20 protein-coding genes are annotated in these 25,885 nt (G+C 54.2%); 3 read left to right on the top strand and 17 right to left on the bottom strand.

Going from position 1 to position 25,885, the window contains the following annotated elements:
• Window positions 1–26: 26 nt before the first annotated feature.
• Window positions 27–2,330, bottom strand: coding sequence for an FMN-binding protein (locus tag MKZ24_RS30540; protein WP_340789555.1), 2,304 nt, complete (start codon window positions 2,328–2,330; stop codon window positions 27–29).
• Between the two features lie 487 nt (window positions 2,331–2,817).
• Between MKZ24_RS30540 and hemH the strand changes: the two genes are divergently transcribed.
• Window positions 2,818–3,879, top strand: coding sequence for a ferrochelatase (hemH, locus tag MKZ24_RS30545; RefSeq protein ID WP_340789557.1), 1,062 nt, complete (start codon window positions 2,818–2,820; stop codon window positions 3,877–3,879).
• A 541-nt stretch (window positions 3,880–4,420) separates the two neighbouring features.
• Here hemH and MKZ24_RS30550 read toward each other — a convergent pair.
• The 15 genes from MKZ24_RS30550 to ggt all read right to left on the bottom strand — a co-directional run bounded on the left by MKZ24_RS30550 (window position 4,421) and on the right by ggt (window position 23,713).
• On the bottom strand, window positions 4,421–4,873 hold the full coding sequence (locus tag MKZ24_RS30550) for an IDEAL domain-containing protein (protein ID WP_039301415.1): 453 nt from the start codon (window positions 4,871–4,873) through the stop codon (window positions 4,421–4,423).
• A gap of 344 nt (window positions 4,874–5,217) precedes the next feature.
• Window positions 5,218–7,026, bottom strand: coding sequence for an adenine deaminase (locus MKZ24_RS30555; RefSeq protein ID WP_042233449.1), 1,809 nt, complete (start codon window positions 7,024–7,026; stop codon window positions 5,218–5,220).
• Between the two features lie 240 nt (window positions 7,027–7,266).
• Window positions 7,267–8,499 carry a pyridoxal-phosphate-dependent aminotransferase family protein gene (locus tag MKZ24_RS30560; protein WP_042233447.1) on the bottom strand — a complete coding sequence of 411 codons (1,233 nt, stop codon included), beginning with the start codon at window positions 8,497–8,499 and terminating at the stop codon, window positions 7,267–7,269.
• 73 nt (window positions 8,500–8,572) lie between these two features.
• Window positions 8,573–9,907, bottom strand: a complete 1,335-nt coding sequence (locus MKZ24_RS30565; protein ID WP_231637797.1) for a Zn-dependent hydrolase — start codon at window positions 9,905–9,907, stop codon at window positions 8,573–8,575.
• Window positions 9,871–11,265 (bottom strand): allantoinase, encoded by a 1,395-nt coding sequence (locus MKZ24_RS30570; protein WP_042233446.1) that lies wholly within the window; start codon window positions 11,263–11,265, stop codon window positions 9,871–9,873. The genes MKZ24_RS30565 and MKZ24_RS30570 overlap by 37 nt, the downstream gene beginning before the upstream one ends.
• Window positions 11,266–11,331: 66 nt before the next feature.
• Complete coding sequence (gene uraH / locus MKZ24_RS30575) at window positions 11,332–11,709, bottom strand: hydroxyisourate hydrolase (RefSeq protein ID WP_042233444.1); 378 nt, start codon at window positions 11,707–11,709, stop codon at window positions 11,332–11,334.
• A gap of 242 nt (window positions 11,710–11,951) precedes the next feature.
• Window positions 11,952–12,470, bottom strand: coding sequence for a 2-oxo-4-hydroxy-4-carboxy-5-ureidoimidazoline decarboxylase (uraD, locus tag MKZ24_RS30580; RefSeq protein ID WP_340789562.1), 519 nt, complete (start codon window positions 12,468–12,470; stop codon window positions 11,952–11,954).
• Between the two features lie 252 nt (window positions 12,471–12,722).
• Window positions 12,723–13,652, bottom strand: a complete 930-nt coding sequence (locus MKZ24_RS30585) for an ABC transporter permease (protein ID WP_039301426.1) — start codon at window positions 13,650–13,652, stop codon at window positions 12,723–12,725.
• Window positions 13,653–13,682: 30 nt separating this feature from the next.
• Window positions 13,683–14,798: an ABC transporter permease gene (locus MKZ24_RS30590; RefSeq protein WP_156122992.1), complete on the bottom strand. Its 1,116-nt coding sequence runs from the start codon at window positions 14,796–14,798 to the stop codon at window positions 13,683–13,685.
• Entirely contained in the window at window positions 14,795–16,327 is a 1,533-nt protein-coding gene (locus MKZ24_RS30595; protein ID WP_340789566.1) for an ABC transporter ATP-binding protein, read from the bottom strand. The genes MKZ24_RS30590 and MKZ24_RS30595 overlap by 4 nt, the downstream gene beginning before the upstream one ends.
• Window positions 16,328–16,434: 107 nt before the next feature.
• Window positions 16,435–17,607, bottom strand: coding sequence for a BMP family ABC transporter substrate-binding protein (locus tag MKZ24_RS30600; protein WP_340789567.1), 1,173 nt, complete (start codon window positions 17,605–17,607; stop codon window positions 16,435–16,437).
• A 218-nt stretch (window positions 17,608–17,825) separates the two neighbouring features.
• Window positions 17,826–18,446, bottom strand: coding sequence for an NTP transferase domain-containing protein (locus tag MKZ24_RS30605; protein WP_340789570.1), 621 nt, complete (start codon window positions 18,444–18,446; stop codon window positions 17,826–17,828).
• Window positions 18,447–18,489: 43 nt separating this feature from the next.
• Entirely contained in the window at window positions 18,490–20,064 is a 1,575-nt protein-coding gene (locus tag MKZ24_RS30610; RefSeq protein WP_340789572.1) for a PucR family transcriptional regulator, read from the bottom strand.
• 778 nt (window positions 20,065–20,842) lie between these two features.
• On the bottom strand, window positions 20,843–22,090 hold the full coding sequence (locus MKZ24_RS30615) for an amidase family protein (RefSeq protein ID WP_340789574.1): 1,248 nt from the start codon (window positions 22,088–22,090) through the stop codon (window positions 20,843–20,845).
• Window positions 22,091–22,168: 78 nt separating this feature from the next.
• The gene (ggt, locus tag MKZ24_RS30620; protein WP_340790250.1) at window positions 22,169–23,713 is read right to left on the bottom strand and encodes a gamma-glutamyltransferase; all 1,545 of its coding nucleotides are present in this window, start codon (window positions 23,711–23,713) and stop codon (window positions 22,169–22,171) included.
• 281 nt (window positions 23,714–23,994) lie between these two features.
• On the opposite strand from ggt, the gene MKZ24_RS30625 reads away from it, so the two are divergent.
• Both MKZ24_RS30625 and MKZ24_RS30630 read left to right on the top strand, forming a co-directional pair.
• Window positions 23,995–24,573 carry a chromate transporter gene (locus MKZ24_RS30625; protein ID WP_340789575.1) on the top strand — a complete coding sequence of 193 codons (579 nt, stop codon included), beginning with the start codon at window positions 23,995–23,997 and terminating at the stop codon, window positions 24,571–24,573.
• Window positions 24,573–25,112: a chromate transporter gene (locus MKZ24_RS30630; protein ID WP_340789576.1), complete on the top strand. Its 540-nt coding sequence runs from the start codon at window positions 24,573–24,575 to the stop codon at window positions 25,110–25,112. The genes MKZ24_RS30625 and MKZ24_RS30630 overlap by 1 nt, the downstream gene beginning before the upstream one ends.
• Window positions 25,113–25,159: 47 nt before the next feature.
• Here the strand turns inward: MKZ24_RS30630 and MKZ24_RS30635 are convergent, their stop codons facing one another.
• Entirely contained in the window at window positions 25,160–25,537 is a 378-nt protein-coding gene (locus MKZ24_RS30635; protein WP_042241779.1) for a PH domain-containing protein, read from the bottom strand.
• Window positions 25,538–25,885 lie beyond the last annotated feature (348 nt).

Raw genomic sequence — 25,885 nt, forward strand, 5'->3', positions numbered from 1 at the left:
GGACGCCCCTTTGAGGTTAGATTTAATTATTTTCCAGCTGCTTCAAGTGCTGCTTTGATCGCTTCAATAGCTTTGGCAGAGATTGCTTTCTGGGCATCATTCGTTCCGAATGCTGCAGCACGGTATCCGTACTTGTGCAGTCCTTTGCCGTTCGAAGTATTCTCGATTTCGTATTTCACGAGCAATTCGTCATCCGTCAGGTTGTATCTTACTTTACCTTTATCATCAAGGTAGTAAACAACCATAGTTACTGGAACATTGAACTTAGTAGTAACCATTACATTTACGGATTTGTCTGCACTGGCACCGATGAAGATCCCATCGAAGTATGCAGCCTTCTCGGTTTCAACAACTTCAGCTTTACCGTAAGCTCTGTCAACAGCAGCTTTAAGTGCATTGCTGCTGCTGGTAGCGCCAGATACAGCATCTACTTGTGCTGCGCCTTCTCTTGTGCCTGCAGCCAGGAAGTTAGCTGTCAGCACCGGAATTGCTTTTTGAACTTCAGCATAAGCGGCTTTACCCAGGTCTACCATGTTCATTCCTACACGGGAAAGAGCAACATTTACGATCTTGCCGTTACGCAGGGTAACGTCAGCTTTGTTTGTACCCTTGTCATAAGCGTCGCCGTAAGCGGTGAACGTGCCGTCTTTATAAGTGCCTTGTACTTTGGAAGCATTGGTCAGGGCATCAGTCAGTGCTGCCTTTGCTGCAGCAGATACAGCTTCTTGGCCAGCGATATCAGCAGTGTCCACGCCGTTTGCAAGCAATCCGGCAGTCAGTTGATCAACAAGGGATTTCTGCGCATCTGTACGCTTGTCATCAGCAATAATCTTGCCGTCTGTACCGAACAGGCTCAGTTTGATAGCAGTTACTTGATCGCCAGCAACATCTGCCAGCAGAAGAACTTTAGACTGGTTATCCACTCCGGCAAATTTGCCGTCGAAGTATTTACCTTCTGCAGATACCTTCAGAGCCTTCTCGAAAGCTCTTTCTACAGCCTGGTTCCAGCCGTGGCTGCTCTCAGTGGCGCCCGAAATTCCGTCTACCTTCTCATCATAATTAGCGATATAAGAACCGTTCGCAAGCAATTTAGCAGTCATAGGAGCATTTGCTTTCACTACTTCAGCATAAGCAGTTGCGCCTCTGTCAATCAGGTTAGTGCCAAGTCTGAACAATTTCACATCAACCAGCTTACCGTTGCGGATTACAACATCGGCTCTCTCAACGCCTACGCTTCTTGCTGTACCGTAGGAAGAGTAGAACCCGTCCACATAAGCGGAAGTGTTGTTGATGCTGGCATTTTGCTCAGCATCCCAGAAAGCGTTGATCGCAGCTTTGGATTCAGCTTCGAAGCCGGCTACAGACTTGGCAGCAGAACCATTGGCCAGCAGTACTGGTGTAATTGCTGCAATCGCTGCCGTTTGTTCAGCAGTATAAGTCTTCTCATCTGCGAAATCACCAGTTGCAGTCAGCGGGTACAATTTAACTGCTGTCAGTTTGTTTGCATCGTAAGTAGCAAACACTGCATATTTGGCTTCAGGATCTACACCCATGTGAACGCCGGCGAAATAAGTAGCATCAGCCGGCTTATCCTGCAGCGATCTTTCGAACGCTCTGTCCACCGACAATTTCCAGCCGTTGCTGGAGCGGGTTGCGCCGGATACAGCGTCAACAGCTGCTGCGCCGTCTCTCGTTTTGCCAATCAGTCTGTCTTTCATCAGACCGTATGCCACCCATACGCCGCTGTAGTTATCACGGGCGTTCCGGTCGATAATTTTCGGGCTGGTTCTCAGCAGCTCGATGTCGGCAATTTTGCCGTCTTTGATTGTAACTTTAGCGCCTTCAGTACCTTTGGAGTAAGCATCGCCATAGGCTACATAGACTCCGTCTTGATACACGGCTGCTTTAACAGTAACTGGTACTGCTGTTGCAACAGGCTTAGCTGTAGCAGCTGGCTTAACTGTTGCTGCTGGTTTAGCAGATGCTTTGGCGGATGCTGCAGGTGCAGCGGTTGCTGCCGGTTTAGCAGTTGCTTTAGGTGTTGCTGCCGGTTTAGCAGTTGCCTTAGGTGTTGCTGCTGGCTTAGCGGTTGCCTTAGGTGTTGCTGCTGGCTTAGCGGTTGCCTTAGGTGTTGCTGCTGGCTTAGCGGTAGGTTTAGGAGCTGGTTTAGCTGTCGGTTTCGGAGCTGGTTTGGCAGTAGCTGCCGGAGCTTCCTCCGAAGCTGCCGACACCGCATCCACCTTCAGGTTCAAGGCTGGTGCATTAATCGTGTAGGCGAGTGGCGCAAGCAGTAAGGCTGCGCTTACAGTCAAAGCAATTAGTTTTTTCAAATGCGTATTCTCCTTTATTATATCCCCAGTAGTATGTAGCCCTTTTAAACTGTTCTTCCCGTTCACACCATCCCTTCTTACGAAGAGTACCCGGACTCTTCATAAGAGGTCATCCCCCCTTTCCCGTTCCTGCGCGACCCATCCCGTGTGTGAAAAAGATGCATCCATTTATACAATCTTTCAAAAGGTGAAACAATTCACATAAAAAGGTGAATTAATTCACATAAGAGGATTTCAGGTTGCTAGCGGTAATTTCTGGCTTGATGGTATCAAATTTGAAACACTTTTCTCTGTATATAAAATCACACACCCTATAAGAAACATCACTATTTCGAAATTAACGTAAAAAGTACAATGGTTATCTCTCTCAAATTCTCCCATTTACACCGTCTTATGATATTAATGTGACAGATTATATTGTAACTCAGCCCCTTAATGTGATATTTTAAAACGATGTCATGTTCGTGAAAAGGAGCCACTACTGCTCATGAATCAGCCTTCTATAGGAGTTATTCTTGCTCAGATTGGAACACCTGACGCCCCCAGCGCCAAGGCGGTTCGTCCATATCTTAAGCGCTTTCTGTCTGACCGCAGAATCATTGATTATCATCCGCTGCTCTGGCAGCCTCTGCTGCGCGGGATTATTCTGCGCACCCGGCCGCGCCGGTCTGCGAAGCTGTATCAGGAGATCTGGATGAAGGAAGGTTCCCCGCTGCTCGTCCACTCCAGGGCTCAGCAGACTGCGCTGCAGTCCCTGCTTGGCGGCCGCTACCAGGTTGAATTAGGACTTGCCTATAGCGAGCCAAGCATGCCGCAAGCCTTCCGCAAGCTGGAAGCTGCAGGTATTACACGGATCCTTGTACTGCCGCTGTTCCCGCAGTATTCCTCGACCACAACTGCGTCGGTCTATGAAGCTGCAAGCTTCGCCGCACTGGGAAGGGATAGCCGCTCAGGGCAGGTCTCCAAGCGTTTCGTGCCGGCGCTGCGTTTCATAGAAGCCTATTATGATGCACCGGACTATATCTCAGCGATGAAGTCGCTGCTGCTCCGGAAGCTTGGCGAGCTGGACGAAGAACCAGATTACTATATTCTGTCCTTCCATGGAATACCCCGCCGTTACGCGGAGACTGGAGACCCGTATCCGCAGCAATGCCATCAGACCGGCCGTCTGCTTGCCGAGGCTATGAATTGGGCACCGGAACGCTGGCAGATTTCCTTCCAATCCCGCTTCGGACCCGAGAAATGGGTCGGCCCTTCTACTGCCCATACGCTCAAAGAGCTCAGCGGACGCGGAATTCGGAGGCCTATGATTTTCTCGCCGGGGCTTGTAACCGACTGCCTGGAAACGCTGCATGAGCTGGCTGTTGAAGGCCGGGAGCTGTTCGCTTCAGGCGGTGGAACAGCTGAGAATTTAACTGTCGCCCCCTGCTTGAATGACCATCCGGAATGGATAGACTTCCTCGCCCGGATGGTGAATGGCACAGCGTTGGGCTGGCTCCCAGCTGTGGAAGCTGTGGAATCGTCCACTCCGGAGACGTTCAGTACCTAAGTGGAAGCGGCTATGCAGTCCTTTAAGGGACGACTCCCGTTTCAGCGGGAAATATAAGGATAAAGTATGGCGTAAACATTCCTTCTATATTTAAAGAAAAAATTACCCTAACGGGTGAATCAAGACGGGGCTTATGCGGCCTGAGCAGCTTATGCAGATTATAGGCCACTTCACATTGCTCCATTCAGACTAACTCTTGGACATCATCCCGGTGTAATCAGGGGCACTATTGCCCCTCATTTCTTCCTTTTGGCAGCCTCCGGTAGAAGCAGAGGCATTTATCCCTTTTCCCCCCTACCGCCCGCTTTCGGCGGATTCAGCGGGATTCCTGATACAAGGACAAATTCGTCCTTTAGGCGGATTTGCTCCAACTCCCAAAGAAACGTATCCAAAGCATCATGCGGGTTTTATCCCCGACAGACGAATATCATCATTTCCTATACAACCGAAAAGCCGCCTGATCGGCAGGCTGACTTCCCCTGCGGCCCGGACGGCTTTATTATTTGAATTGTATTCAGGCAGCTTACCTTCCGCATAAGATTCAAGCGGTCAGCTGTTTATATTTGGCAGTCAGTTCCTCGAACCACTGTTTATCCTGCAAAGTCAACGCAAAATCAATCAATTCGGCAATCTCTCCCGGCTGCAGCTCCGGCGAATCATTGAAGCTGATTTCAGCAGTAGCGACCGCTGCCCCATCTGCCCCATCCGCAAAGTCATAAGAAAACATCAGCTTGATATCACTCTCCAGAAACTCATTCCGCAGGAAGTATAGCACCTCACACATCAATACAGGTCTGACATGACTGTCGAAGACACAATCCATTACTTTGGCCCAATAATGCTGGTTGCTGAGATGCAGCTTATCATTGGTCAAGAGATACTGCTCACCCTGAAAGTCGTTGACAAATCTCAGTTCCACCGGCTCCATTTTAAAAATACCGGTAATTTGCTTCTTGGTGATATTCACGATGTCCTGTGTTTCTAATCTCATCATCTCATACACCCCGTTCCTTATATTTGGCCTTTCAGTATTTTTCTGCACATACACGATTCGACAATAATTTTAACTAATTTAAAAGTATTATCGACTTTTTCTCACAATTTGTTAATGTTTTTCATTAAAATTTTAAAAAAATATGTTTCTAATTGTGTTGAAATGGTTAATTATATGCCCCGCACCGGATTAAAGTCATTAATTTAGCAGTAAAGGCTATTCTGACAAGAGAAATCACATGCAAATAAGGGATGCTGCCCAGGCTCTATAATGAGCGGGCAGCATCCCGTTTCGGTGATGTCTGTATGATCCTGCAAGACTTTTGCCGGCTTCTGAACGTAGATTTAGCTCACAAACAATGGAACCAGCTGAATCCCCTCTTCCGGCGAAATCCGCACCAGCCCTTTATCTGAAATCCGCAGCGTCGGAATGACCGCCAGTGCAAGCAGCGACAAGGTCATAAAAGCATAATTCAATGTGCAGCCTGCATCATACAGCGCTTTACTGATGGCCGCAGACTGGGCTGCAGCAATCTCGAACGGCTCTGCCGACATCAGTCCGGCAATTGCCAGCGGGAACAGAGTTGTTCCGGAAGCGGTAATAACCGCAACACCGCCCTGAGCTTCAGCTACTGCACCCGCAGCTTTAGCCATGAGGTTATCATCATTGCCGATGACCAGCACATTATGGCTGTCATGGGCTACAGTCATGGCAATCGCAGCAGGCTCATGGAAGCCGATCCCCTCAACCACGCCAACCGATTTGTTGCCGGTTCCCTTATGCCGCTCCAGGACGGCGATTTTGCACAAGCCCCCCTGGACCAACAGCTTGGATTCAGCGACCGGCAGATTGATGATCAGTTCCCCGGTCTCCACATGATTCTCGATCACCTTGATGATCCGTGTGGCCAGAATACCTTCAGCAATTGGCGCGTGGATTACGAAGTCCTCCGGAACCGGAGGCTGCGGCAGATGTACAGAGGCCAACACTTCATCCGGATAAGTGTACGGACTCAGCTCAGCCGTCATGATCCCGTTCTCTGCTACGATAACTCCAGCCGCAATCGTCATCACGACGTGTACATCAGCCAGATTTCCGTCCAGCAGAATGATATCTGCACAGGAGCCCGGCGTAATTGAGCCGATATCACGGGCTACCCCGAACCGTTCGGCGGTATTGATCGTTGCCATTTGAAAAGCCGTGACCGGCTTAAGACCCTGGGAGATGGCGTGCCGCACCACAAAATCCATATGACCTTCATCCCGCAGCGACTCCGAGCTGCGGTCGTCGGTCACCAGCATCATCCGGCGCGGGTCGAGCCCATGCTCGGTGTGCGCGGTGATGGTCTTCGCCACATCATGCCAGGCGGAGCCGCGGCGCATTTTGGCATACATCCCAAGACGTACGCGTTCGATTACATCCTCCGCCGTCACACACTCATGATCGCCGGTTACACCTGCGGCGGCATAAACCGGAAGTCTCCAGTCATCCGCCGGCCAGGTGAAATGACCGTCTACATAACGTCCCGCGCGCAGAGTCGCCTGAATTTCCCCAAGCATCTTCTCATCGCCGTACACCACGCCAGGGAAATTCATCACTTCGCCCAGCGCAATGACATCCTCGCCCCAGGTAAAGGCCTCGGCTACTTCCTCCGGTCCGATCGATGCGCCGGTTGTTTCGAATTCCGCTCCTGCTGAAGGTACGCAGGAGGCAACCTGCATATAAGCCGCCAGCGGAGTTTCACGCATCTCATCCAGCATCAGCTTAATGCCCTTCAGCCCGAATACATTGGCGATCTCATGAGCATCAAAGAATCCGCCGGTCGTGCCCATAGGCAGCACTGCACGGGCAAACTCAGTCGCCGTCAGCTGTGTACTCTCGATGTGACAGTGCCCGTCAAGCAGACCCGGGGCAATGTATTTGCCTGCAGCATCAATGATCTGTGTCCCCTCACCGATCGTATGCGAGACATCCTTGCCAACGTAGGCAATACGTCCGCCCTGTACTGCTACAGACATCCCCTCCAGAATCTCTCCGGAGCATACATTGACCAGTTTGCCGCCAGTAATCACCAGTGTCGCCGGCTGGTCGCCGCGGGCAGTAGCCACAAGTCCAGGCACGCAGTCCGCAAGTGGTTTTCTTGTATAAGTCATAATACACACTCCCTTCCTGTTATTGGTTTCCTATATTCTATTTAGCAAAAACGGCCCTGACGCCCCTCACGGGTCGCAAGCCGTTGTTTGAACTATCGCCAGGAGAATAGACATGACTGCTTATCTAAGCGGAGCTTAACGATGCTTATACAGCGTATTTAGCCCAAAACACAAGCCGTCCGGCTGCTCCGGAGCGTAACTTGTGCTGCTTACCTTTCACCACTTAGCGCATTTTTATGATTATCTTACTTTTGACTCGTATACGTCAAGTGCCGCCTGGACACCCTGGCCGGCTGAAACGGCGAATCCGTGGCGTACAAGCGCCGCCTCCATTGCTCCAAGCAGACGCAGCACATTATTCTCCCGGCAGCTGAAGCCCATGGTGCCGATGCGCCAGATCATTCCTTTTAACGGACCGAACGAGCTGGCAATCTCTATCCCGAAATGGTTCAGCAACATGGAACGCACCGACTCCCCGTCCACTCCCTCCGGAATCAGCACACAGGTGACTACCGTCAGCTTGCTCTCCGGATCACCGTACAGCTCCAACCCCATTGCGGTCAGGCCGGCTACCAGGGCTCGCTCATGATGCTTATGACGGACATGCCGGGCCTCCAGCCCTTCTTCCAGCACCAGCCGCAGTCCCTCACGCAATGCGTACAGCATGGAGGTCATCTCCGTATGGTGATTCAGCCGCTGGGGGCTCCAGTAATCCTGCAGCATGCCGAGGTCAAAGTAGTTACTGCGGACAACCGGCAGCTCGCTTGCCTCATCGACACCGGTTCTAAGGCCCCGCTCTACCTGTTTGCGCTTCAGCAGTTTAGCTTCGGCACGCTCGTTATAGGTGACCGGGGACATGCCCGAAGGGACAGACAGACACTTCTGCGTTCCGCCGACCACGGCATCGAGCATCCAGGCATCCGTCTCCACAGGCACCCCGCCAATGGTCGCCACCGCGTCCACAATCAGCAGGGCATCCTGCTCACGGCAAGCCCGCCCGATCTCGGCCAGCGGCTGCACACGTCCCGTAGAGGTCTCACCGTGGACAATCGCCACCACATCCGGCTTAAAGCTGCGTATGGCCGCGATCACATCCTCCGGCGGAAACACGCTGCCCCAGGTCTGCTCAATGATGAATACCTCCGCACCGCAGCGCTCGGCAATCTCATGCAGCAGATGGCCAAACCGCCCGAAGACCGGAATCAGCACCCGGTCTCCCGGAGCGATCAGACTGACCATTACCGCTTCAATCCCGGAGCGTGATGTGCCGTCCACCGGATAGGCCCACTTATTGCCTGTGGCAAACAGCTCCCGCAGCATCTCCATCGTCTCGTTCATAATATCTGTAAACTCGGGATCGAATTGACCCAATACCGGATACGACATGGCCCGCAGCACACGCGGATCAACCTCTACCGGTCCCGGAGTCATAATACACCGCAAGGACGGCGATAAATCTTCGTAGCGCTTCATCACTCTCTCCCCCTCTTGTCTCTCTGGATCTCCTGAATCTCCGGAATTGCACCCTCTCATGAACCCCTGAGCTTCAGTTCTCTGTATAAGCCAATTTATATAAGATTGCCGTCAGTACTTCGAGTCCCGCAGCCAGCTCTTCCGGTGACGTATATTCATCAGGAGAATGGCTAACCCCTCCCCGGCTGGGCACGAATATCATTGCCGACGGGCAGCGCGGCGCGAACAGCTGGGCATCATGCCCTGCCCCGCTGACCATGCTCCGGTACGATCGCCCCTGCTCCAGGCAGATTTGTTCCAGCAGCGTGCACAACCCGGCATCCATTGGTGCAGGAGTGGTGGCCAACTGAGGCAGCACTTCCAGAATCAGGCCTCGCCTACCGGCAATGTCTGCGAATTCATCAAGAATTCCTGAGCAAAAGCGCTCCAGCCTCAAGGCTTCGCTATGCCGGATATCCAGTGTGAACTGCACTTCGCCCGGAATGACATTCGGCGTCCCCGGATAGACTTCCAGCCTGCCCGATGTAGCCACCAGCGGATCTCCTTCCGCCAGAGCGGCACGCTCCAGCGCCAGCAGCATTTCTGCGCTGCCTGCCAGCGCATCCTGCCTCAGCCCCATCGGCGTTGTTCCGGCATGATTGGCCGTTCCGCACACCTTGACCTTGTATCTCTGCTGACCGGCTATCGCCTGCACCACACCGATCTCCCGGGATGACCGTTCCAGAATAATACCCTGTTCAATATGCAGCTCCACGTAGGCGGCAATATCACTGCGGACCGGACTGTGTCCGAAGACAGCGTCTCCGCTCTCAGAAGTATTATACGAGCCGGTTCCCGAGGCTTCAAGGCTGCCGCCCAGACCGCAGGCAGCCATCGCTGCCGCGAGCGTTACCCCTTCGGCATCAGCACAGCTCTCACGTTCACTTCCGTCATACAGCCCTGTAACATTGCCCGAACCCCAGAACGTTAACGGAAAGCGGCTGCCCTCCTCTTCACAAAAGGACACAACCTCCAGCGACCGCAGCGGCTGGCCGAAGGTCCTCTGCAGATAATGCAGTGCAGTTACAGCAGCAGCTACTCCGTAAGCACCGTCATAACGTCCGCCGCTCACCACCGTATCGATATGTGAGCCGGTTAAGATGACTTTATCTTCCACCTCTGATCCGGCCAGCTTGCCGTATACATTTCCGACCTCATCCGTTCTGACCTCAAGACCGAGTCCAGACATTCTCTCTTGCAAAAAATGCTGAACCCGGTACCACTCCGGCGTGTACAGCAGCCGGGTAACCCCCGGGCCGGGAGCACTGAAGGCTGCGAGTTCATCCAGCAGCTTCAGCATCTCTCCGGCCGGGACATGCCGGACCGGCAGCTTCATCGGGCCGGCCGGCGGCTGGAGATCCGCAGCCATTCACCGCCATCCGCTGCAACAATGCCTTCTCCGGCTGTATAAACCACATTGCCGCGGGAGAGGGTTGCCGTTACCTTGCAGGATAAGGTCATACCGGCATAAGGGCTATGCTTGTGGCGGTAATATAAATCCTCCGCCTGAAGGGTATAATTCGCATTCGGATCAAGCAGCACCAGATCGGCATCCAGCCCCGGAGCGATGGAGCCTTTGCGCTGCTCCAGTCCGAAACGCCGGGCAGGCAGCTCCGACAACAGCGCTGAAATCTGAGTGACCCGCAGGCCGCGCACCCGCACCCCCTCATGGAACATCAGCTCCAGACTGCTCTGCGCCCCTGATATTCCTCCCCAGGCTTCAAAAAAAGACAAGCCGGGCGCCAGCTTCAATTCCGCCGGACATGGGGAATGATCCGAAGCAATCAGATCCACCAGGCCCGCAGCCACCGCATCCCACAGACGTTCCCGCTCCCCGCTGCTGCGCAGCGGCGGAGCACATTTCGCCAGCGGCCCCAGCTCCTCCATGCTGTCCTCGTTCAGAATCAGATAATGAGGGCAGGTCTCCGCTGTAACATCCAGCCCCCGCTTCTTCGCCTCGTGAATCAGCTCCAAGGCTGCGGAGGTGCTGATATGCACGAAATGCAGCCGGCAGCCGGTCCGTTCACTATATAGCAGTGCCCGTGCAACAGCCTCAAGCTCTGCTTCGGGCGGGCGGGAAGCGGCGAAATCACGCGCAGTGCTCCGCCCCTCGCGGAGTGCAGCTGCTCCGAGCGCCGAGGTCATCTCTTCACTCTCCGCATGCAGGGCGAGAATGCCGCCGATTGCGGCGATGCGGACCATCCCCTGATACAGGGTGTCGTCATCCACCTCGCGGAACCGGCCTTCGCCTTCACCGCCGGGATTCGAGATAAACGCCTTGAAGCCGGTAACACCTGCCGCCGCCAGCTCCTCCAGGTCCTCCAGATTGCCGGGCACGAGTCCGCCCCACAGCACATAATCCACCGCCGAATTCCCGGCTGCAGCTTCTGTCTTCAAGCGGAGTGCTTCTATATTTACAGTCGGCGGATTACCATTCAGCGGCATATCCGCATAACAGGTACAGCCTCCAGCAGCAAGGGAAGCCGATCCGCTGCGGAAGCCTTCCCAATGGCCGAACGCCGGCTCATTGAAATGAACATGCATATCAATCATGCCGGGGAGCACATATTGTCCTGCTGCATCAATTATTGTAGTGGCAGGTGAGCCGTGCAGCGCTTCGCCCAGGGCAGCGATTCTGCCGTCCTTCACACCGATATCCAGCTTACGGACTTCTCCAGGGAGTACAACATCCCCATTCCTGATAATAAGCTCATAGGATTCCTCCATGTAACGGTCACCTCCGGTCTAGTGGTATTCGTAATGGTATTCGTATTTGTATTTGTATAGGTACGTTTAACTGCCTCGGTATGTGCTGTATCCTCCCGGTGCAACCAGCAGCGGCACATGATAATGCTCTGCCGGGTCCGTAATGCTGAAGCGGATCGGGATATGCTCAAGAAACATGCTGCCGGTCCCGCTTGCCGGTTCACTGCCAGCACCCGCCTGAGCACCCCTGAAGTAATCACCAGCCATGAAGAGCAGCTCGTAGCTTCCGGCCAGCAATGCTTCCCCTGCCAGCAGGGGAGCGTCCAGCCTGCCGTCACTGTTCGTGACAGCCTCGCATAACAGTGAGGGCATTCCCTCACCGAAACTCCAAAGCTGTAGCGACATGCCCGCTGCAGGCTTCCCTTGCGACAGGTCCAGCACATGAGTCGTTAACCGCCCGCTCATGACAGGTACCCTCCAGTCCTGCTGCATCTATTGATGCAGCGGACTTCCGGTTCCGGCAGAAGCATTTCTGGGTTATTTCCCCCGCACAGATTGCCGCACTTTTTGCCTATTTTTTTGTTCATTCTTCGCACCATACTAAGGATTAAGCCGCTGGTTCCGGTCATGAACGATACCTCCTGCTGATTTGTTAGAAGCAAGTATGCTGTAATGTGCGGATCGGATGAGGCCACTTGCATTGTACCCTATTCCTCCGCCAGCAGATCCTCCAGCCGGAAACGGGTAATCTTGCCGATTTCCTGCAGCGCCTGATCCCATTCTTCCTGCAAGCTTCGGTCCACCCGCTCACGGATGGCCTTAATGATGTCATCTTTATTTTTGCCGCGCACAGCCAGAATGAACGGGAACTGGAATTTATCAGTATAGGCGGCATTCAGCTTCGTAAGCTGCTTGAATTCCTCCGGTGTCAGCCGGTCCAGCCCGGCCCCCTGCTGCTCTGCCGCCGATAGCGGAGTGACCTGCAGCCTTGTTGCCAGATCAGGGTGGGCTCGGAGCAGCGCAAGTACCTGGCTACGATCCGCCTTCCGTGCCGTTTCCACCATAGTGTCATGCAACTGCTGCACCGATTCAAACGGACGCTCACTGTAGGCGCCTTCCGCAACCCAGGGCGAATGTTCGAATATACCACCAAGGCTCTCTACAAATTCCGGTTGTTCCATGCTGTTGATCTGTTCCAGTGTCACAATATCCGCAGGTGTATTCAATGGCTCATCCTCCATCCATCTAATTTGCATAGTTTAAATTCAAACATTATTTAGGGTAAAAAAAGCCCATTTCCGCATTCAAGCCATCTACTTAGCCATCAGCACCTGAAGTGCCGATCTCTTAGTGATTTAAGATGTCCGAACTGCATGAAATGGACCATACCGGTATTACTCTGAAATCCGTGTGATATTCCTTCCTGTTCGCATATACTTACTATCTTATATTGTACCTTCTATGCAGCATTCAGCAACTCAGAACCGCTGTTCACGAACATAAGGGGTTCCCAGCGATTCCGGCGTGCCGGAAGGCTTGTTGCGGTTGCGGTATCCGAGATACATCAGGACGAGAATCGTAACGACATAAGGAATCATTTTGAGGAAATACGACGGCACCACACTGCCCAGCAGCTGTATGCGGAAGCCCAGGGAATCGAGTGCCCCGAAGAAGTATGCGCAGAAGAGCGCACGCAGCGGATTCCATCTGGCAAAAATCACCAGACCGACGGCGATCCAGCCCCGGCCGGCCGTAAGGCCTTCATTCCAGGTCGGTGCATAGGCCAGCACCATATCTGCCCCGGCAAGACCAATCAGTGCAGCTCCGGCTGTAACGTAGCTATAGCGGATCAGCTGTACACGGATGCCCATGACGTCCGCAGTAGCCGGATTGTCTCCGACTGCCCGCAGATGCAGGCCCCAGGAGGTATGATGAATCAGCAAATGCAGCACGAGTACGAGCAGCAGGCTGAACCAGGTCAGATAATCCATCCGGCCAAAAATATCCCCGATCACCGGAACCGACTTCAGCGCCCCCAAATCCAGCTTGGGTGAGGTGCCTGGAAGCGGAATGCCGCTGATGGACTTACCTAGATAGGCGCTGAGTCCGCTGCCGAACAGCGTCATGGCAAGCCCTGACATGGTCTGGTTCGCCCGGAGGGTAACTGTAAGGAAGGAATGCACCATACCCAGAAGCGCAGTAATGGCTACAGCCGCGAGCAGGGCAAGGATCAGGTTCCCGCTGCGGATGTAGACGATACAGGTCGTCACCGCCCCCATCAGCATCAGCCCTTCCGCACCGAGCTGAATGATGCCGGCCCGTTCGGTCAGAATGCCTCCCAGTGTAGCCAGCAGCAGCGGTGTTCCGGCGGATATGGCGGCTATTAATAACTGTGTAGTGAAATCCATGAGTAAACTCCCTTCTCTAAGCGAATGCTGTTATGCGCTCCGGCGGATGCGGAAACGGTGAATCATGTCGCCGGCAATCAGGAAGAACAGGATCGCACCCTGCAGCATTTCCGATATGGACGAAGGCAGTCCGATGGTCTGTACACTATAGCCGCCGACGATCAGTCCGCCGAACAGAATGGAGGTGACAATAAGACCCAGCGGGTTCAGCTTGGCAAGCCAAGCCACGATGATTGCCGTATAGCCATAACCGGGTGATATCCCCTGCATCAGCTTATGTGTAACCCCCGAGACCTCAGCCATGCCGGCAATACCGGCAAGGCCGCCGCTAATCAGCATGACGATAATGATATGCTTCTTGATATGAATCCCCGCGTAGCGGGCAGCTGTAGGATTGGCACCGATCAGGCGCAGCTCATAGCCCCAGCGGGTGAATTTGATCATCAGATAATAGATAAGGACGGCCACCAGCCCGAAGATCAGCCCGATATGCAGCCGTGTGCTTCCCAGGACAGGCAGTGACTGAGCAGCGGTGAACATAGGTGAACCCGGGAAGTTGAAGCCCTTCGGGTCCTTCCACGGTCCGAAGACCACATAGTCCAGAGCCAGCAGAGCCACGTAGTTCAGCATCAGCGAGGTAATCAGCTCATTGACACCGAAATGCGTCCGCGGAACTGCGGTCATCAGACCCCACAATGCCCCGGCCGCCGTACCGAAGACCAGCATCAGTGTGATCGACCAGAACGAAGACAGATCAGGGAAATAAATCGTCACCGCTGTAGCCGCCATAGCCCCTACAGTCAGCTGGCCCTCCGCACCGATGTTCCAGACGGAAATCCGGTAAGCCACCGCGATACCAAGTCCGCATAGCAATAGCGGAATGGCTTTTACCATGGTTTCTGTGAAGCCGTAGGAGGTCCCGAAGGCTCCGCGGAACATTTTTTCGTATACAACAATCGGGCTCATGCCATTGGCGGCAATGAACACCGCACAGAGCAGCAGCGCCAGAATAACAGACAGAACAGGCGTCCACCACGGTGAACGGGTACGGCTTGAATCGTATTCAAGTCTGAGGGAGTACCATTTCCCGCTTTTCCCCGGTGAGGGCTCCAGCACTGTAGAATTGCTTCCAGTATTCGGACTCATACGGCGCTCCCCTCCATGTTCCGGATTCCGGCCATCATCAGTCCGATTTGTTCCCGGTCCGCATGCTCATGATCGCTTTCCCCTATGATTGAACCGTTGTATATGACCAGAATGCGGTCAGACAATTGCAGCAGCTCATCGAGATCCTCAGAGATCAGCAGTACACCGCTGCCGGAGCTCCGCAGCTCCATCAGCAGCTCGTGGACACCAGCCGTCGCGCCGACATCCAGCCCCTGGGTCGGATGAACGGCAACCATCAGCTTCGGCTGGTGGCTGACCTCGCGGGCGAACAGCAGCTTCTGCTGATTGCCGCCCGACATCTGCTGCACCGGGGTATCCAGCTCCGGTGTCTTCACATTGAAGCGGCGGACCAGCTCCTGTGACCAGGAACGGTTCTTCGCAGCCTTCAGGAAGCCGAATCTGGAATGCTCCTCACTGCGGTAAGACTTGAACAGCAGATTATCGACCGAACCGAGACGTCCGGCCAGACCGCTCTTCATCCGGTTCTCCGGCACATGCGAGATTCCCGAGTCGATGGCGCCTCTTACCGAGGCTGTTTTTACAGGACTGCCGTCAAAAATAATCTCGCCGGTCTTCCACGTTCTAAGCCCGGTCAGCACCTCGGCCAGCTCCTTCTGCCCGTTGCCGGCGACACCGGCCACCCCTACGATCTCGCCTTCACGTACGGTGAGCGACAAGGCATCGAGTGCCTTGCGTCCATGATCGGCAGCAACATCCAGCTCCTTAACAACCAGCAGGGGTTCACCTGCAGTAGCCTCGCGCTCCTGACGGGTGATCGTCACTTCTCTGCCCACCATCAGCCGGGCCAGCTCCAGCTCATCCGTCTTTGCCGTCTCCAGAGTGGCAATCATTTTCCCTTTGCGCATCACCGAGATCCGGTCTGAGGAAGCCATGACTTCCTTCATTTTATGAGTCGTCATGATTACCGTCTTCCCCGTCTGCTTCATCACCTTGAGGGTTTCAAACAGCTGCTCCGCCTCTCCCGGTGTCAGCACCGAGGTCGGCTCATCGAGAATAATAATGTCTGCACCGCGGTATAGGGTTTTGACAATTTCAACACGCTGCTGTTCACCGACAGACAACTGCCAGATCGGCCGGTCAACCGGAAATTTAAGTCCAAACCGTTCTCCGAGCGCCTCAATCTCTTCATGTTTATGCTTGATCCACTTGCTGCCACGCCAGAAAGACGACTTTTCGCCAAGCACGATGTTCTCCGCTGCCGTGAGACTTTGCACCAGTCTGAAGTTCTGAAATACCATGCCTACCCCGAGGAGTGCCGCATCTTTCGGAGAACGGATTTTGGCTGGTTTGCCGTGAATGAGGATCTCCCCCGCATCCGCCCTGTACACACCTGACAGCATACTCATGACTGTGCTTTTCCCTGCTCCGTTCTCACCAAGCAGCGCGTGAATCTCACCCGCATTTGCCGAAAAATCGACTTGATCGCTGGCCGTTACAGAACCGAACTTTTTCACTATCCCGCGCATTTCAACTGAATGGTCCTGCATTGTGGGAAGCTCCTTTCCTTTATAGTTGTAGTACGGGTGGGGAAGATTCCGACATACGGAACCCGCCCCACCCATAAGGCCGTGCTGTATTCAGTTCAAAGCTGCCATTATTGCGGGATGGTACCTTCAACACCCTTAACCAGCCAGTTCATGGAAAGCACTTCTTCAAGCGTCAGCTTTTGGCCGTCTTGAACCACTACATTTCCTTGGTTGTCCGAGATCGGGCCGGTGAATACATCCAGCTCTCCGCTGATGATTTTGGCTTTGGCTTCTTCCACCAGTTGCTTCACATCATCCGGAACCTTGTTGCCGAACGGCGCAAGCTCAACCATACCATCAGCCATATCGCCGGAGTATTGCTCGCTCTTCCAGGTTCCATCCATAACGGATTGAACGGCTTTTACGTAATAAGGGCCCCAGTTCCATACAGGGTTGGTCAAATAGTTGTCCGGCGCATATTTGCTCATGTCAGAGTCATTTCCTCCGGCAAAAGCTCCGCGTTCTGCAGCAGCCTGCAGCGTAGCCGGTGAATCCTGGTAAGCCAGCAGAACATCTGCACCTTTATCCAGCAGGCTGATTGCCGCCTGACGTTCAGTAGCAGGGTCATACCAGGTGTTGGTCCATACTACATCCACTTTGACATCAGGGTTTACACTTTGTGCTCCCAGGGTAAAAGCATTTAGGTTATAAATAACTTCGCTGATCGGGAAGGCTCCAACATAACCAAGATGATTCTTCGTCGTCATTTTGCCTGCCGCGATACCGGACAGATAACTTGCCTGATAGTTTTTGCCGAAATAAGTCCCCATGTTATCGGCTGTTTTGTAACCGGAGGCATGAAGGAACTTCACATTAGGGAATTTACCGGCTACGTTCAAGGTGAAATCCATATATCCGAAGCTTGTGGTGAAGACAATGTCATGATTCTGGGCGAGTTCTGTAATGATGCGTTCCGCATCGGCGCTTTCCGGTACATTTTCCACGAAATCCGCTTTAATGCCCAGTTCCTTCTCCATGTACAGACGGCCTTGATCATGCTGATACGTATACCCGCCGTCACCCGGAGGCCCGATGTAGACAAAAGCAACCGTCGGCTTCTCTGCTGCCGGCTCTGTTGTTGCTGCTGCCTCAGTGGCTGCTGCATTCGTTGCCGCAGGCGCCTCAGTGGCCGCCGCGTTCGTGTTCGATGCCGTATTGTTGTTGCCGCACCCCGTCAGAACCACCGCTAACAGGAACATGGTTACCAGGCTGAATTTAAATCCCTGACCCCTTCTTTTCATAATTCTCCTCCTCCAGGATATCTCTTCTAATGGCTCTAGCCATTAATGTATCTCTACTATACTGAGACACGGCAGTTACGTAAATTTATATAACATAGCTTTGTGTCATTTTATAAGAATTGCTATCGTTTTTGTGTTTTGTGCACTAGAGTACCTTGAATTATGCTTAAAATATGTGATATTCCCTAACATAATTTTGGAAAATAGCAATTTCTCTGTCAGATGTCCCTTGGCGCACTCCATTCCCTGCGAATCTCCCCAAAGCTGACCGGCAGCTCCGCATCCATGAAATCCCGGCCGGAATCACTCTGCAGCATCATTCCCTTATAGCCTGGAGAATGAAAAACAGCCGATAACCCCCTATCACTGTCCAGTGCCTGAAGCTCCGGAAACACAGATTTCGCGAACAACACAGGGGGATTCACCATGCCTTCAGTTATGCTTGCCACATAGTCGAGACCGGGATTCCGCTCAAAGGCATCCGTCAGCCGGTTCACCAGCGCCGCAGGAATAAACGGCTGATCCGCCAGAGCGATGACAACGGCATCAGGCTGTAGAGATGATATGGCATTCAATCCGCACCGGAGAGAGAAGGACAGCCCTAAATGAGCCGTCAGGCAGGTCTCCGTGCGCCTGCTGCTCCGGGAACTGGCGGGAGGCATCCATTTCAGAGGATCATCTGCCCGGACCACCACAATCAGCGGATCAAGACCGCACCGCTCCAGCTCACTTAGCGTGGCTGCTCCCGCCATTATTCCACCCGGCTGCTTCAGAGAACCACTTCCGGTTGCTGCTTCCTTGCTCCGGCTTGCCGCCAGATAGATTCCGGCTACTCTCATGTGCACTCCACTCCTTCCGTTAATTTGCAGAGGCATACTACAGCTATTCACGTTCCAGCATTCTGCGGAACAGGAATACCAGCTTCAGCCTCATGAGATCATTGATTTTTTTGAAATCGACATCGAGCAGCTCACTAAGCTTCTCAATGCGGTAAGTGGCGGTATTGCGGTGAATAAACAGCTTCTTCGCAGTTTCATTCACATGGCCGTCATTATCCAGATAGACCTCCAGCGTATGGAGCATTTCCTTGACGTATTCCGGTTCACGGCTGAGCAGACCGCGCAGACTGCCGCTGCAGTATCTCTCCATCGTCTCCGCCGGGATCTGGTTCAGCAACAGATGGAGCTCAAGCTGCCGGTAATGCACCACATTTCCATGTGCCCCCCATTGCTGGACCATCCCCATACATTCCTTAATCTCGGCAAAAGCTTCCTTCAGCCCTTCCGGCTTCACCTTCACCCCGCTGACGGCAGCCCGCGGATAATAACCTTTATCAAACTTCAGATTGTGAAAACATTCATTAATCAGCTCCCGGAACTGCTCCGGAGCTAGCGGTCCTGCCGGATAGAGGGAGAGCAATCCCTCTTCCATTATCAAATGAACCGCCTGCAGCCCATGCAGCACCGGATGCTCCAGATACTCCTCCTTCAGCCGCAGCAGCTCCGCCTGCCTTGCTTCTCCGGCAGCAGCCACATCGGTAAGCAGAAACTGGAACGGGGCTTGCAGCAGCAATACATCCAGCTTAAGCGCCGCCTGGGACAGCTCGGCACACGACAGCCCGCCGTTCAGACAACGCCGCAGCAGCCCGCTGAATTCCCGGTGCTCGGGATGTTCGAAATAATCCTCAAACCCGGTATGGATATGATATGAAATAAGTTCAGCACCCTGGATAAACAAGCTTTCCTCGACCGGCAGCAGCAATGGATCAATCCTGCAGTACAGAAGATAACCCGAGCATTTCTCGCCTTGCATCAGAGGAATCCGGTATCCCGAGCATTCGCCCATGCGGAAGCGCTGATTCCGGTTCTGCCAAGGCCAGCCCTCCAGCAGCTGGCTGTCGGAATAACCGGAGTTATTGAAGACCGTAGCGCCCCGGACGCTGATCACCGCCAGCGGATAGCCGATAACCTCAGAGACCGATTCGAGCAGCGGACGGCTGCGCCCGGAACGCAGGGCGAAGCGCATGAGCTTGCGCTGCTTCTCCATAATGCCCTGCAGCACACTTGTGCTGCGCGAGAGTTCGGCGCGGAACAAGCCGTTCATCTGATCAGAGAAGGTGAACTGGAACGGCAGCTCAATCAGCGGGAAATTCAGCGTTTCCGCTTCGGCAATCAGCTTCTCCGGCACCGCATCCCAGAAGCGGCCCAGCTTGATGCCAAGACCCGCTGATCCGCGGCGGTTCAGCGTCTGCAGCAATGCCGAGGCATCCTCGAGACTGTCTTTGATCAGATAGGCGGTAGTCAGCAGCATTTCCCCTTCTTTGATCCAATCTGAGATATCCGGGGCATCCATCACGTTGATGGATTTGACAATCCTGTGTTTCCCTTTGGAGCCTGCAATGAGTTTTGCTTCAGATAAAGGATAAATGGACAACGCTTCTTCAACCGTAAGATGCATGCCATCCCTCCTTCTATAGGTTCATCTTCTTTAGTTCTTCTTTATGTTACTTTATGTAACATTATAGATAAAATGACCCTTCATGGAAAGAGAAAAGTGAAAATATAAACTGAGAATGTCAGGTAATATTACGTATGTCACAGAATTTTAACGATTGGTTGCTGGAGGATAATTAAATCTTTCCTTATTGTCAATTCAATAAATCCTCAAGCACAGGTTCTAATCTGACGCAAAAAATAGAAAAAACCCCGATTCTCCTCGTCGGGAGAGCTAGGGCTTGCTGTGTGCAAGTGCGATGTTAAGAGGGATGATCAGCTGCTGTGCGCAGTGCGATGTTAAGAGGGATAATCAGCTGCTCTGCGCAGTAGCTGGCGTCCTTCAGATCCGGCGGCAATAAGCACCGGTTTGGCCCCCCCGGAGAGGGATGAACCGATAGCCGTAAAGCGTTCCGGACTGGAGGGCCCTTATTGAGGCGAATTATAGCCTTTCAACAGGTTATGCGGACTCAGATTCCGTTAATAAGCTCATTTCCCCTCATTTCAGGCTTCAATGAACAAGATAACGGCTCCTGAGTCCGCAACCGGCAGAATAACAGGTTTTCGGGCAAAATAGGGTCTTCTGAGTCCGATTCACTCTGCAGCTGCCCGTTTGCTTAAGTATCGTACACATGGTCAGCACATTTTTCTTATTCCTCATTTACTCTCTTACTCTCTTACTCTCTTACTCTCTTACTCTCTTACTCTCTTACTCTCTTACTCTCTTCCCAGTACTCAGCGTATCACTGCTTCCATACTTCCTGCACCCATGCTAGGAGTTGGAGGTCCTGCCCATACCCACCAATAATGGACAGTCCAAGCGGCAGATCACCGGGTCCCGCCACCGGCAGCGTTACCTGCGGCAGCCCGGCCAGTCCGGCAATGCAGCTGAGCATCATGGCACCGCTCCGGTTCAGCTCCAACTGCGCGGGATCTCCGCCACGCAGCGGCGCCGGGCCGGGCACGGTCGGAATGACGAGGCAGCCGTCATTCCCGAGCAGCCCCCGCAGCCGCTCCGTGAACTCCCTCTGCAAGGAGCGGACCCCGCTGTGGTCCGCTCCGGCCAGCCCCGCCGCCCAAGTGAACCGGGCGGCAATATCCGGTCCGAAGACCGGCCGCTCCTGCTCAATCCACGCTCCATGCGTTGCCCAGATCTCGGCACCCTGCAGTTCACGGAAAACATCCATCCATGTCTTCAAGCCTTCCGGGGCAATCTCCATTTCGGCAGTCTGCAATGTGGAACCTGTCTGAAGCCTATTCAGCCCCAGCTTCAGATAGCGGCCGTACTCCTGACCGGCTAATGACCAGCATTCCGGCGGGATGAACATCCGGGACAGCCTGTGCACATTGGTTTGCTTGCCGGTTTGAGCACCCGTTTGCTTGTCCTTTTGGATCTCACCAGGCTGATCCGTCACCCTCACGGGCTGTCCCAAGAGCACCTCACCAGCTTTCACCAGCAGCTCCGCGCTACCCGCCATCCATCCCACCGTATCAAAACCCGGTGCCAGCGGAATCACGCCTTCCATATCCACTGCTCCATGGGTAGGGCGAAAGCCGTATACCCCGCAATATGCCGAAGGGACACGGATTGATCCTCCGGTGTCCGTGCCCAAGGCGAAGTCCACACTGCCGGAAGCTACCGCCACCGCAGAGCCGCTGGAAGATCCGCCGGGAATCCGGTCCTCCCCGTGCGGATTCACCGGTGTGCCGTAGTGATAGTTCTCGCCGCCCAGGCTGTACATCAGCTCATCCGTATGAGCTGCCCCGCGCAGCGCAGCTCCGGCTTGCAGCAGCCTGCTCACTGCCGGTGCGTGGGCAGCCGCAGGCTCATGGCTGCGCAGCCAGTCCGGGTTGCCGGCGGATGAACGGTGTCCGGCTACCGCGAATACATCTTTAACGGTGAAGCTTAAGCCATGCAGAGTCCCGTGTCCGCTGCCGGGAACCGCAAGCTCTGGATCTCTGAACGCACCGTAATGATTATGTAGAGCCATGCTGTTCCCACCTTTCTTCCCGGACGGACCGGGCTTCCTCTGTTTCCTTGAAGCGGTGTTGGCCAGCTTCCCATATGCTTACCACCCGATGGCCGCTCCGTCACAACGCGGGTCCGTACCGCCGCTGCGGTAGCCGTTGCCGTCAATTGAGATGGCGTGGGCATGGCCCATGATCCCATCGTAGCTCCCGACCTCGCGGACCAGATGACCCGCCTCCGCCAATTCGGCCTGTACATGTCCGGCTACCCGGTTCTCTATCTTCAGCTCCTGGGTAGGCTCTCCCCAGGTTCTGCCCCAGACGAAGCGGGGTGCATTCACTGCCGTCTGCGGGTTCATGCCGTAATGAAGCATCCGGGTCAGCAGCAGCGTCTGCGTCTGCGGCTGACCTTCGCCGCCCTGCGTGCCATAGAGATAGGCGGGCTTGCCGTCCCGGCAGGCCATTGCCGGCATCAGTGTATGGAACGTGCGCTTATGCGGCTCCAGCGTATTAATATGACCTGGATCAAGCGAGAAGAATGAGCCTCTGTTCTGCAGCAGAATCCCCGTATCTCCGGCCACAACCCCGGAGCCGAATTCGAAATACAGGCTCTGGATGAACGAAACCGCGTTGCCTTCCCCGTCCACGACCGCAGCATAGGCCGTATCCCGACCGACCGGCTCACTGCCGATAGCCAACGCCTGCCGCGGGGAGATGGATGCCGCCAGCTGCGCTGCATACTGCTTATCCAGCAGCTGATCCAGCGGAATTCTGCTGAAGGCCGGGTCGGTCAGCACCCGGTCACGGTCGCGGAAGCTCAGCTTCAGCGCCTCCGCCAGCAGATGATAATACTCATACGAGCCATGCCCGATGTCGGCAAAGTTATAACGTTCCAGTATATTGAGTGCCATAAGTGCTGTGAAGCCCTGCGAGTTGGGCGGAACCTGATAGACCTTGTGCCCGTGGTAGTCCGTGGACAGCGGCTCTTCCCAGTTCCCCCGGTGATCGGCGAAATCATCCCGGGTGAGATATCCGCCCGACGCCTGCATATACTCACTTATCTCCTCCGCGATCTTTCCCTTATAAAAAGCATCCCGGCCTCCGGCGGCCAAGGCCCGCAGCGTCCCGGCCAGCTGCCGCTGCACAAACCTCCCGCCCGCCGCCGGAATCCGGCCGCCGGGAAGATAGATCGCCGCTGCCTCAGGAGACAGCGCGGCTCCGGCCAGAACGCTGCCCCCGTGCTGGTCCGGCGACAGCGGAAATCCATCGGCGCAGTAGCCGATTGCCGGCTCCAGCACCTCAGCCAGAGTCAGCCGTCCATACTCACGCTGGACGGCCTCCCAGCTGTCCGCCATTCCCGGTACCGTAATGGCGCTGCGCACACCCCGCTGCGGGATGGCCCTCTCCCCCGCGTAACAGTCCCTGCGGACGGCGTAGCCGGATCGTCCGCTGCCGTTGTAGGCCCGGATGCGCCCTTCACCGGCGCTGTAGGCCAGCCAGAAGGCGTCGCCGCCGAGCCCGGTCATATGCGGATAGACTACAGCCAGCGCGGCGCTGACTGCAACCGCCGCATCATAGGCGTTGCCGCCTTTGTCCAGCATCCGTGCTCCGGCGGCGGATGCCAGATAATGGGGACTGACCACCATCGTTTTCGTGCCGATTACAGGTCCTGTCGTCAAGCTGACCATCTCCCATTCCGATGTCGTTCAAGTTAGTGTCATTTAACAGTACGCCCGAAACCTTTGTCAATCGGTTCCGGGAAACCGTAGTTTTACACTGTTATTTTTGTGAGCTATGCACAAACTTTACGTCTATAAGAGCCTGTAATATAGAACCGGGCATATGAATTGTATAGAATAAGCTGATCAAGCGGCCAAGCACCATTCCGCGCTGCGGAATCCACTTACGAAATGGGGCCTATCCTCTAATGAAAACCACCGGTAACGAATACATCCAGATTGCTATGGCTATGTCCAGAACAGGCATCCTCGGCTATGGAGGCGGACCGTCCGTCATCCCGCTGATCCGGCATGATGCCGTAACCCGCTATGGCTGGCTAAGCGATGAGGAGTTCGGTGAGACGCTTGCTATTGCCAATGCGCTGCCGGGTCCGATCGCTACCAAAATGGCCGCTTACCTCGGCTATAAGCTAAAAGGCATTCGGGGAGCCATCCTCTCCGTGCTGGCACATATTTTCCCCAGCGGAATTGCGATGATCGCGTTGTTATCCGCCGTAAATTACTTAAGCGGTTCCAAGGTTGTAGCCGGAATGATCGCTGCGGTTTCCCCTGTGATTGCCGTTATGCTGGGAATGATGGCTTATGAATTTGCCCGTAAGGCTTTTAAGGGCCTTGGTGTAATGATCGGGGCTGGCTTCCTGCTGCTCGCCCTGGTGCTGCTTGAAGTGCTGCATCTGCATCCGGCCATAGTCATCGTGCTATACCTCGGTTATGGAACGGTCCATTACCGGATACTCGCGAAACAGAACAAAGGGGGGACCGCCTAATGGAATGGCTCAAGCTGATCTACGGGTTTTTCATGGCTAATCTGCTAGGCTATGGCGGCGGCCCCTCCTCCATTCCGCTAATGTACGAAGAGATCGTGCCGCATTACGGCTGGCTGACCGATGAGGAATTCTCCAATATGCTGGCACTCGGCAATGCGCTGCCCGGACCGATTGCCACCAAAATCGCCGTTTATGTCGGCTACGATGTCTACGGCTGGCCCGGACTGGCCGCCGCACTGCTGGCAACGATTGTCCCTTCCGCTGCCGCGCTGATCATCCTGCTGAACGTGATGCAGAAATACAAGCAGTCGCCTGTCGTCAAAGGCATGACGCTGCTTGTCCAGCCGGTTATCGCAATTATGATGGTTGTGCTTACCTTCAAAATGGCCAAAGGCCCGGCAGATTCCATCGGCATCTGGCAGACCCTAATCATTGCCGCAATAGCCTTCTGGGCGCTGAAGCACTTAAAACTCCACCCCGCGCTGGTTATTCTCGCTGCTTTTGCCTATGGCGGGCTGGTGCTGCAGTACACGTTCTAGCTGACGATCACGTTCCCCCTGGCTAATAACCTTCTCCGGGACCACGCTCACTTCAGAATATATTGCGACAGCACCGCCTGCACCTCATAGATATTGACGGACTTGTTGAAGGTTTTCTTCAGCGGCACCGCCGCACCGGACACATAGAGGCACAGCTCCGCATCGAGATCGAAATGCCCGGCCGTTTCCACCGAGTAATGGGTGATGCTTTTGTAGGGAATTGAGTGATATTCCGTTTTCTTGCCGGTCATCCCCTGCTTATCTACGAGGATCAGGCGTTTGTCTGTAAAAATAAACATATCCCGGATCAGCTTATAGGCGCGTTCGATCGTTTCCTGCGGAGCCAGAATCTGCGCATATTCCCGCTTCACATCTTCCAGCGGGACCTGGGAAGCATTGCCCAGCAATCCGTTAAAAATCGCCATAGTCATCCCCTTTTCCTGTAATAGATTGGCAGCAAATCCTCCTCTGCCATAGTCCATACTACTTGCAGATTTATGGATTTATACCAGAGCAAGGGGATTTCCCTCTTGCTTATTCCCGGCTTATTGGTTAAAATGACTATAAATTTAGAAGAAGGAGGTGTAGGAGAATGGATCACAATCGGACCAACAGTGTTAGTAGCCGGCTGATTAATATTATGGCTGGCATCGTTCATGTAAATGCCCTGGACGGGAGAGGTCTGTCCATTTACAAGAACTTAATAACACTACAACATTGTGAAATGCCTTTCTCGCCTACACTTCAACGGATCTCATAAACCGGAGAATACT

Source organism: Paenibacillus sp. FSL R7-0297 (assembly GCF_038009025.1).
GTDB lineage: Bacteria > Bacillota > Bacilli > Paenibacillales > Paenibacillaceae > Paenibacillus_AQ.

Excerpts from the sequence above, each read along its gene's own strand:
- MKZ24_RS30585 (WP_039301426.1), bottom strand. The coding sequence starts at position 13,652 with ATGGATTTCACTACACAGTTATTAATAGCCGCCATATCCGCCGGAACA.
- MKZ24_RS30605 (WP_340789570.1), bottom strand. The coding sequence starts at position 18,446 with ATGAGAGTAGCCGGAATCTATCTGGCGGCAAGCCGGAGCAAGGAAGCA.
- MKZ24_RS30630 (WP_340789576.1), top strand. The coding sequence starts at position 24,573 with ATGGAATGGCTCAAGCTGATCTACGGGTTTTTCATGGCTAATCTGCTA.
- MKZ24_RS30570 (WP_042233446.1), bottom strand. The coding sequence starts at position 11,265 with ATGGAGGAATCCTATGAGCTTATTATCAGGAATGGGGATGTTGTACTC.
- MKZ24_RS30550 (WP_039301415.1), bottom strand. The coding sequence starts at position 4,873 with ATGATGAGATTAGAAACACAGGACATCGTGAATATCACCAAGAAGCAA.
- MKZ24_RS30595 (WP_340789566.1), bottom strand. The coding sequence starts at position 16,327 with ATGCAGGACCATTCAGTTGAAATGCGCGGGATAGTGAAAAAGTTCGGT.
- MKZ24_RS30565 (WP_231637797.1), bottom strand. The coding sequence starts at position 9,907 with ATGGCTGCGGATCTCCAGCCGCCGGCCGGCCCGATGAAGCTGCCGGTC.
- MKZ24_RS30610 (WP_340789572.1), bottom strand. The coding sequence starts at position 20,064 with ATGCATCTTACGGTTGAAGAAGCGTTGTCCATTTATCCTTTATCTGAA.
- ggt (WP_340790250.1), bottom strand. The coding sequence starts at position 23,713 with ATGGTGGTCAGTCCCCATTATCTGGCATCCGCCGCCGGAGCACGGATG.
- MKZ24_RS30635 (WP_042241779.1), bottom strand. The coding sequence starts at position 25,537 with ATGGCGATTTTTAACGGATTGCTGGGCAATGCTTCCCAGGTCCCGCTG.
- hemH (WP_340789557.1), top strand. The coding sequence starts at position 2,818 with ATGAATCAGCCTTCTATAGGAGTTATTCTTGCTCAGATTGGAACACCT.
- uraH (WP_042233444.1), bottom strand. The coding sequence starts at position 11,709 with ATGAGCGGGCGGTTAACGACTCATGTGCTGGACCTGTCGCAAGGGAAG.
- MKZ24_RS30615 (WP_340789574.1), bottom strand. The coding sequence starts at position 22,090 with ATGGCTCTACATAATCATTACGGTGCGTTCAGAGATCCAGAGCTTGCG.
- MKZ24_RS30590 (WP_156122992.1), bottom strand. The coding sequence starts at position 14,798 with ATGAGTCCGAATACTGGAAGCAATTCTACAGTGCTGGAGCCCTCACCG.
- MKZ24_RS30600 (WP_340789567.1), bottom strand. The coding sequence starts at position 17,607 with ATGAAAAGAAGGGGTCAGGGATTTAAATTCAGCCTGGTAACCATGTTC.
- MKZ24_RS30555 (WP_042233449.1), bottom strand. The coding sequence starts at position 7,026 with ATGACTTATACAAGAAAACCACTTGCGGACTGCGTGCCTGGACTTGTG.
- MKZ24_RS30560 (WP_042233447.1), bottom strand. The coding sequence starts at position 8,499 with ATGAAGCGCTACGAAGATTTATCGCCGTCCTTGCGGTGTATTATGACT.
- MKZ24_RS30625 (WP_340789575.1), top strand. The coding sequence starts at position 23,995 with ATGAAAACCACCGGTAACGAATACATCCAGATTGCTATGGCTATGTCC.